This is a genomic window from Microvirga sp. P4_G7 (assembly GCF_056401005.1).
The window spans coordinates 1-7,182 of record NZ_JBFUKD010000144.1; the positions used below are offsets into that span (position 1 = coordinate 1).

Below are 7,182 nucleotides of genomic sequence, written 5' to 3' on the forward strand. Positions count from 1 at the left end.
GTTTCGGGCGCTCCGAAGGTTCGGGCGATGGAGATCATCGACGAACTGTTTCGGGCGCTCCGAAGGTTCGGGCGATGGAGATCATCGACGAACTGGAAAAGGACAAGCGCGGTCCCTATGCCGGCTGCATCGGCTATTTCGGCGCCAACGGCGAGATGGACACCTGCATCGTGCTCAGAACTGCCGTCGTGAAGGATGGTCGAATGGCTGTTCAGGCCGGCGCCGGCATCGTCTACGATTCAGACCCCGCCTCCGAGCAGCAGGAATGCGTCAACAAGGCCAAGGCCCTGTTCCGCGCCGCGGAGGAGGCTGTCAATTTCGCCAGCCGCGCGCGCTTCGGGCAGTAGGACCGTCACCACCATGCCAGCACGGGCGAACCTTCACTTGACCTTGTGCCGCCGGTCGGCAAACGTGCCGATGCCATGACCCGCGTCCTCGTTATCGACAATTACGACAGCTTCACCTGGAATCTCGTCCATCTCATCGGGCCGCTCGCGACCTCGATGGAGGTCGTCCGCAACGACGCGGTGACCGTGGACGCGATCCTGGCCGCGAAGCCCGACGCGATCGTGTTGTCGCCGGGGCCGTGCACGCCCAACGAGGCCGGCATCTGTCTCGAACTGGTGAAACGGGCGAGCGCTGACATTCCCACTTTCGGCGTATGTCTCGGTCTTCAGGCCATCGGGCAGGTCTTCGGCGGCAAGGTGACCCGCGCGCCGCTGCCGATGCACGGCAAGGTTTCGGAAATCTCCCACAAGGGTGAAACCATCTTTCGCGGCATCAACCGTCCGTTTCGCGCGACGCGCTACCACTCGCTGATCGTCGAACGCGACCACAGCCCGGACGATCTCGCCGTCACCGCACAATCCGACGACGGATTGATCATGGCTCTCTCCCATCGTTCGCTTCCGATCCACGGCGTGCAGTTCCATCCGGAAAGCATTCTGTCGGAGCATGGGACGACGATCATGCGCAACTTCTTCGACCTCGCTTCCGCATGGAATGCGAGACGCGACACCAGCCCGTCGGCCAAGCACTGAAACATCATGGATTCCTTCAAGCCCTACCTCGCCAAGGTTGCCACGGGCGCGTCCCTGACGCGTGACGAGGCCCGCGCGGCATTCGACGATCTGCTTTCGGGCGAAGTGACCCAGGCGCAGGCCGGAGCCTTCCTCATGGCCCTGCGCGTGCGAGGCGAAGCGCTCGACGAGATCGTCGGGGCGGTCTCGGCGCTGCGCAGCCGAATGCTCAAAGTCGACGCGCCCAAGAACGCCATCGATATCGTCGGCACCGGCGGCGATCATTCCGGCAGCTACAACATCTCCACTCTCGCTGCGCTCATCGTCGCTGGCTGCGGGGTACCGGTGGCGAAGCATGGCAACCGGGCAGCCTCCTCGAAATCCGGAACGGCCGACGTTCTCGCTGCCCTCGGCGTCAAGCTCGGGCTCGATCCGGCCGGCCTGCATCGCTGCCTCGACGAGGCCGGCGTTTGCTTCATGTTCGCACAGGCGCATCACGCCGCCATGCGCCACGTGGCTCCCGTGCGCGTCGAGCTGGGAACCCGAACCCTCTTCAACTTCCTCGGCCCCTTGGCAAACCCCGCCAATGTATCGAAGCAGCTTTTGGGCGTTTTCTCAGAGGTTTGGCTCGAGCCCCTGACTCAGGTGCTGAAGGAGCTCGGATCCACCAGCGTGTGGGCCGTCCACGGCTCCGACGGCCTCGACGAGATGACCACCACCGGCCCGACCTACGTGGCGGCGCTCGAGAACGGGACGATCCGTCGCTTTACCGTGACCCCCGAAGATGTCGGGCTCCCGATCGCCAAGATCGCGGACCTCAAGGGCGGCGATCCCGAGCATAACGCGACGCAACTGCGCGGCGTTCTGGAAGGCGCGCAGATTCCCTATCGCGACGTCGGCGTTCTCAATGCGGCCGCCTCCCTCGTGATCGCCGGCGAAGCCGCGAACCTGCGTGACGGTATCGACCGCGCCTCGCGCGCGCTTGACACCGGCGCGGCGAAGGCGGCTCTTGATCGTCTGGTCCGCACCTCGAACGCCTGATCCGCGTGCTTTCCGGTGCACGGCCAGACCGCGCCATTTCGCCGTGAGTAAATTCCATGAGTGACGTCCTCGCCCGCATCGAAGCCTATAAGCGCCGTGAGATCGCGGCGGCCAAGGTGGCCGTCCCGCAGGACGAGATCGAACGGCGTGCCCGCGCGGCTTCCGCCCCGCGCGGATTCGCTGCGGCCATCGAGCGGCATTTGTCCGAGAAGCGCCCGGCCCTGATCGCCGAGGTCAAGAAAGCGAGCCCGTCCAAGGGTCTCATCCGCCCCGATTTCGATCCCGCGACGCTCGGCAAAGCTTACGCCGAAGGCGGCGCGACGTGCCTTTCAGTCCTGACCGACGAGCCGTCCTTCCAGGGAAAGCCTGCCTACCTCGATCTCGCGCGGGAAGCATCGGGCCTCCCTGCCCTGCGCAAGGACTTCCTGTTCGAGCCCTATCAGGTGTTCGAGGCGCGTGCCTGGGGCGCCGATTGCATTCTCGTCATCATGGCGAGCGTTACCGACGCGGAGGCGCGCGCCCTCATCGAGACCGCGCACGCCCTGGGCATGGATGTTCTGGTGGAGGTCCACGATCGGGCCGAACTCGACCGCGCACTGCCGCTGAACACGAAACTCGTCGGCATCAACAATCGCAATCTGCGCACTTTCGAAGTCTCGCTCGCCATCAGCGAAGAACTCGCGCCGCTGATCCCAGCCGACCGCATCATCGTCGGCGAGAGCGGTGTCTTTACCCTGGCGGATATTCAGCGGCTGTCGAAGGTCGGCATCGATACTTTCCTCGTCGGCGAGAGCCTGATGCGCCAGACCGACGTGGCGCTCGCGACGCGTCGCCTGCTCTTCGGTGAGGCCGCATGACCACCCTCACGCATCTCGACCCGACCGGCGCCGCCAACATGGTCGACGTGTCGGAGAAGAGCGTGACGGCCCGGACGGCCACCGCCGAGGGCCATGTGGTCATGAAGCCGGAGACTGTCGCATTGATCCGCCAAGGCGATGCCAAGAAGGGCGATGTGCTCGGCACGGCGCGGCTCGCGGGCATCATGGCGGCAAAACGCACCCACGAGCTGATCCCGCTCTGCCACCCGCTTTTGCTGTCGAATGTCTCGGTGGATTGCGTCCTCGACGAATCCCTGCCCGGCGTTCGCGTGACGACGGAGGTGAAGGTCTCCGGCCAGACGGGCGTCGAGATGGAAGCGCTGACCGCCGCGTCCATTGCCTGCCTGACGATCTACGACATGGTGAAGGCCGCCGATCGCGACATGCGGATCGAAGGCATTCGTCTGCGCACAAAAAGCGGCGGACGTTCCGGCGATTACAATGCCCCATGACATTGGCTGAGAGGCGCGAAACATGGCGTTGATTTCGGTCGAGGAGGCTCTGCGGCGCGTGCTCGCCGGCGTTGAAACGCCAGTGGGAGCCGAACCCGTCGCGTTGTCCGCCGCGGCCGCGCGAACGCTTGCTGGAGACCTCGCCGCCGACCGCGACCAACCGCCCTTCCCGGCATCTGCGATGGATGGCTACGCCGTGCGGAGCGCCGACGCCTCACGGGTTCCTGCCCGGCTTCCGATCGTCGGAACGAGCGCTGCCGGACGTCGCTTTACGGGTGCGCTCGGCGCAGGACAGGCGGTCAGGATCTTCACCGGCGCACCGGTTCCGGACGGAGCGGATGCGATCGTCCTCCAGGAAGATACGGATCGTGTCGGCGACGAGGTCGTCATCAAGGAAAGCGCGCGCGCAGGACGTCATATTCGACCGGCCGGCCTCGATTTCAGCGCCGGCGACGTGCTGATCTCGCGCGRCGAACGCCTCGATGCACGGCATGTCTCTCTCGCCGCCGCGATGGGGCACGCCACCTTGTCCGTGCGCAGGAAACCGCGCGTCGCGATTCTCGCCACGGGCGACGAACTCGTGCGCGCGGGAGAACCGACCGGGCCGGATCAGATCGTCGCGTCCAGTCTACCGGCGATCGCGGCCATGGTCGCCAAGGCCGGCGGCGAGCCCATCGACCTCGGCATCGCCCGAGACACGATGGAATCGTTGAACGATCGGCTGCAGGCCGCGATCGACGCCAAGGCCGATATTCTCGTGACGCTCGGCGGGGCGTCCGTCGGCGAGCACGATCTCGTCCAGAGGGCGTTGATCGAGCGCGGCATGTCGCTCGATTTCTGGCAGATCGCATTGCGCCCCGGAAAACCGCTGATGCACGGGACGCTCAACGGCATGACGGCGCTCGGTCTTCCCGGAAATCCGGTGTCGTCCTTCGTGTGCGCCATTCTCTTTCTCGTACCGGCCATCCGCGCCCTCGTCGGCGACCCAGCGGCCGGGAGCGATCCGACCGAGCCCGCGATCCTCGGCGAGGATCTGCCGCCGAACGCCATGCGCCAGGATTACATGCGCGCCAGCTTGGCGACGGAACGGCCCGACAGCGCGCACGCGAACGTTCCCGTCGTGCGCCCGCACCCGATCCAGGATTCCTCGATGCTGCGTCTCCTCGCGACCTCGGAGGCGCTTCTGATCCGTCCGCCCCACGCGCCAGCCGCCTCATCCGGCGATGCATGCAGGATCATTCGGCTCACGCGATACTGCTAGCGGCGAGTACGAAACGTCTCGACGAGCCTGAATGAAAAGGCCCCGGCAACTGAATTGCCGGGGCCTTTTTAGATCCGATGCTGCGCTTCAACTAGATGAAGTACAGCTCCTTGTAGCTGAAGTTCTTCAAGGCGGCGTTCTTAGTGAAGGTCGCGATGGCGACACCGGCCTTCGCTCCCGAACCGTCGGCATCGTAGTACAGGATGCGCTTGGTCGCGTCGTAGACGAAGTAGTCGTTGGCGTCCAAGGCCTTCTCACCGATGGTGAAGAAGTCCTTCTTGAGGGCCACCGGMTTTGCCTCGGTGCCCTTCTTGATCGCGGTGTAGAGCGCCTTGTTGGCCTTGAACAGATCGTTCTCGAGCCGGATCACGTCGTCCCTCACGTTGTAATCCTTGATCGTGTCCTTGTTGCTCGTCTTGTTGAACTTGGTGTTGAACACGAACACGTCCTTGCCGGCGCCGCCGCTCAGCACGTCGTTGCCGAGACCACCCCAGAGGACGTCGTTGCCCGCACCGCCGCCGAGATTGTCCTTGCCGACGCCGCCCTTGAACACGTCGTTGCCTGCCGAGCCGGCCGTAAACTCCGGATTGGCGTCGCCGACACTGATCGTGAAGCTCTGCGTCGCAGTGCCTCCCTTTCCGTCAGACACGAGGACGGAGATTGCATGCGATGTCGCCTGTTCGAAATCCAGCTTGAAGCCGTCCTTGACGACGACCTTGTTGTTGACGATTTCGAACCGGTCGCTCGGTGCGGACAGGCTGTAGCTCAGGGGATCGTTGTCGAGATCCGTCGCCTTCAGGGTTCCGACGACCGTACCGTTGGCCGCGAGTTCCTGAACGACGGTGCCTTCCAGGGCGAGCCCTGTCGGCTGCGAGTTCGGAGGCGGAATGACGTCGGTGTTCTTGATCGTGAGCGTTACCGTACCAACCACGTCCTGCGTGCCGTCCGAGGCGAACAGCGTGTAGGAGATCGCGGTGTCCTGTCCGACTTGGATCTTCGCGTTGTCGGCGACCTGAACCTTGTTGTCGACGATCTTGAAGCGGCCGTCGGCACTGATCTTGCCTTGGCTGCCGGCCTGGGAATCGGCGAAACGGTAAGCCACCGTCTCTCCGTCGCCGTCTGTCGCCGGCAACGTCGCCACCTCGGCTCCGGTCCCCGCCGTCTCGAGAAGCTGCGCGACCGCGTTGGGCGCCGTCGGAAGCTTGTTGACGTTGGTGACCGTGATCACCGCGTTGCCGGGGGTCGTGGTGAGCCCGTCCGACGCGATCAACTTGTACGTCTTGGCCGTATCCTGCGTGACCTGGATCTTGGTGGCGTCCGCCACCTGGATCTTGTTGCCGACGATCTTGAACTTGCCGTCCGCGCTGATCGCGCCGTCGGATCCTTCCTGGAACGCCTCGAACTTGTAGGTGATCAACTGTCCGTCGTTGTCTCGCTCGGCCAGCGTCGCAACGTCGGCACTCGTCCCCAAGGTCTCCTGGACGCTGACGGTGACGTTCGGTGCCGGCGGAGGCGTGTTGCCGGGAACGATGTTCTTGATCGTGATGGTGACGTCGCCGGTCGCGGTGGCGTTCGCCGCTCCTGAGCCGTCATTCGCCGTAACCGAATAGGTGATCGGCGTATCGGCCGTCACATCGGCGACCGTACCGTTGGTCACGATGGTGTTGCCGACGATCTTGAACTTGCCGTCCGAGCTGACCAGGCCGTTCGAACCGGCGAGAGCGTTGGTGAACGTGTAGCCGATGAACTGGTTGTCATCGTCGCGATCATCCAACGTCACGACGGTCTGGTTGTTACCAGTGCCCTCGTTGACGTTCTCCGACCCGGACGGTGCAGTCGGAGCCTTGTTGACGTTCTTCACCGTGATCGTGACGTTGCCGGTCGCAGTGGCGTTCGCCGCTCCGGAGCCGTCATTCGCCACGACCGAGTAGGTGGCGGCGCTGTCGGCGGTCACCTCGGCGACCGTGCCGTTGGTCACGATCAGGTTGCCGACGATCTTGAACTTGCCGTCGGCACTGATCAGACCGTTCGATCCCGCGAGCGCGTTCGAGAACGTGTAGCTGATGATCTGATTGTCATCGTCGCGATCATCGAGCGTCACGACCGTCTGATCGTTCCCGGTGCCCTCGTTGACGTTGGCCGCCCCCGAYGGCGTCGTCGGGGCCTTGTTGACCGGCGCGACGTTCTTGACCGTGATGGTGACGTCGCCGATGGCGGTCGCATTCGCCGCACCCGAGCCGTCGTTCGCCACGATCGAGTATGTAATCGGCGTGTCCGCCGTCACATCCGCAACCGTTCCGTTGGTCACGATCAGGTTGCCGACGATCTTGAACTTGCCGTCCGAACTGATCAGGCCATTCGATCCGGCAAGCGCACTCGCGAACGTGTAGCCGATGATCTGATTGTCGTCGTCGCGGTCATCGAGGGTGACGACCGTCTGGCTCGCTCCCGTGCCTTCGTTGACGTTGGCAGCACCCGACGGCGTCGTCGGGGCCTTGTTGACCGGCGCGACGTTCTTGACCGTGATGGTG

The 7,182-nt window shown here is 64.3% G+C and carries 7 protein-coding genes; 6 read left to right on the forward strand and 1 reads right to left on the reverse strand.

Features of this window, described 5'->3' with window-relative positions; translation table 11 throughout:
* The 6 genes from AC1DT3_RS08750 to AC1DT3_RS08775 all read left to right on the forward strand — a co-directional run.
* Positions 1 to 347 (forward strand): chorismate-binding protein (locus AC1DT3_RS08750; RefSeq protein WP_477464867.1); only part of this gene is annotated, 347 nt, incomplete at its 5' end.
* Between the two features lie 75 nt (positions 348 to 422).
* A complete protein-coding gene (locus AC1DT3_RS08755) occupies positions 423 to 1,040 on the forward strand; it encodes an anthranilate synthase component II (RefSeq protein WP_477464868.1) in 618 nt (205 codons plus the stop codon).
* A 6-nt stretch (positions 1,041 to 1,046) separates the two neighbouring features.
* Positions 1,047 to 2,060, forward strand: a complete 1,014-nt coding sequence (gene trpD, locus AC1DT3_RS08760; RefSeq protein ID WP_477464869.1) for an anthranilate phosphoribosyltransferase — start codon at positions 1,047 to 1,049, stop codon at positions 2,058 to 2,060.
* A gap of 56 nt (positions 2,061 to 2,116) precedes the next feature.
* The gene (gene trpC / locus AC1DT3_RS08765) at positions 2,117 to 2,917 is read left to right on the forward strand and encodes an indole-3-glycerol phosphate synthase TrpC (protein WP_477464870.1); all 801 of its coding nucleotides are present in this window, start codon (positions 2,117 to 2,119) and stop codon (positions 2,915 to 2,917) included.
* Positions 2,914 to 3,390 carry a cyclic pyranopterin monophosphate synthase MoaC gene (gene moaC, locus AC1DT3_RS08770; protein WP_477464871.1) on the forward strand — a complete coding sequence of 159 codons (477 nt, stop codon included), beginning with the start codon at positions 2,914 to 2,916 and terminating at the stop codon, positions 3,388 to 3,390. Before trpC ends, moaC begins: the two co-directional genes overlap by 4 nt.
* 22 nt (positions 3,391 to 3,412) lie before the next feature.
* The gene (locus AC1DT3_RS08775; protein ID WP_477464872.1) at positions 3,413 to 4,651 is read left to right on the forward strand and encodes a molybdopterin molybdotransferase MoeA; all 1,239 of its coding nucleotides are present in this window, start codon (positions 3,413 to 3,415) and stop codon (positions 4,649 to 4,651) included.
* Between the two features lie 91 nt (positions 4,652 to 4,742).
* Here AC1DT3_RS08775 and AC1DT3_RS08780 read toward each other — a convergent pair.
* A partial coding sequence (locus AC1DT3_RS08780) for a cadherin repeat domain-containing protein (RefSeq protein ID WP_477464873.1) occupies positions 4,743 to 7,182 on the reverse strand: 2,440 nt, incomplete at its 5' end.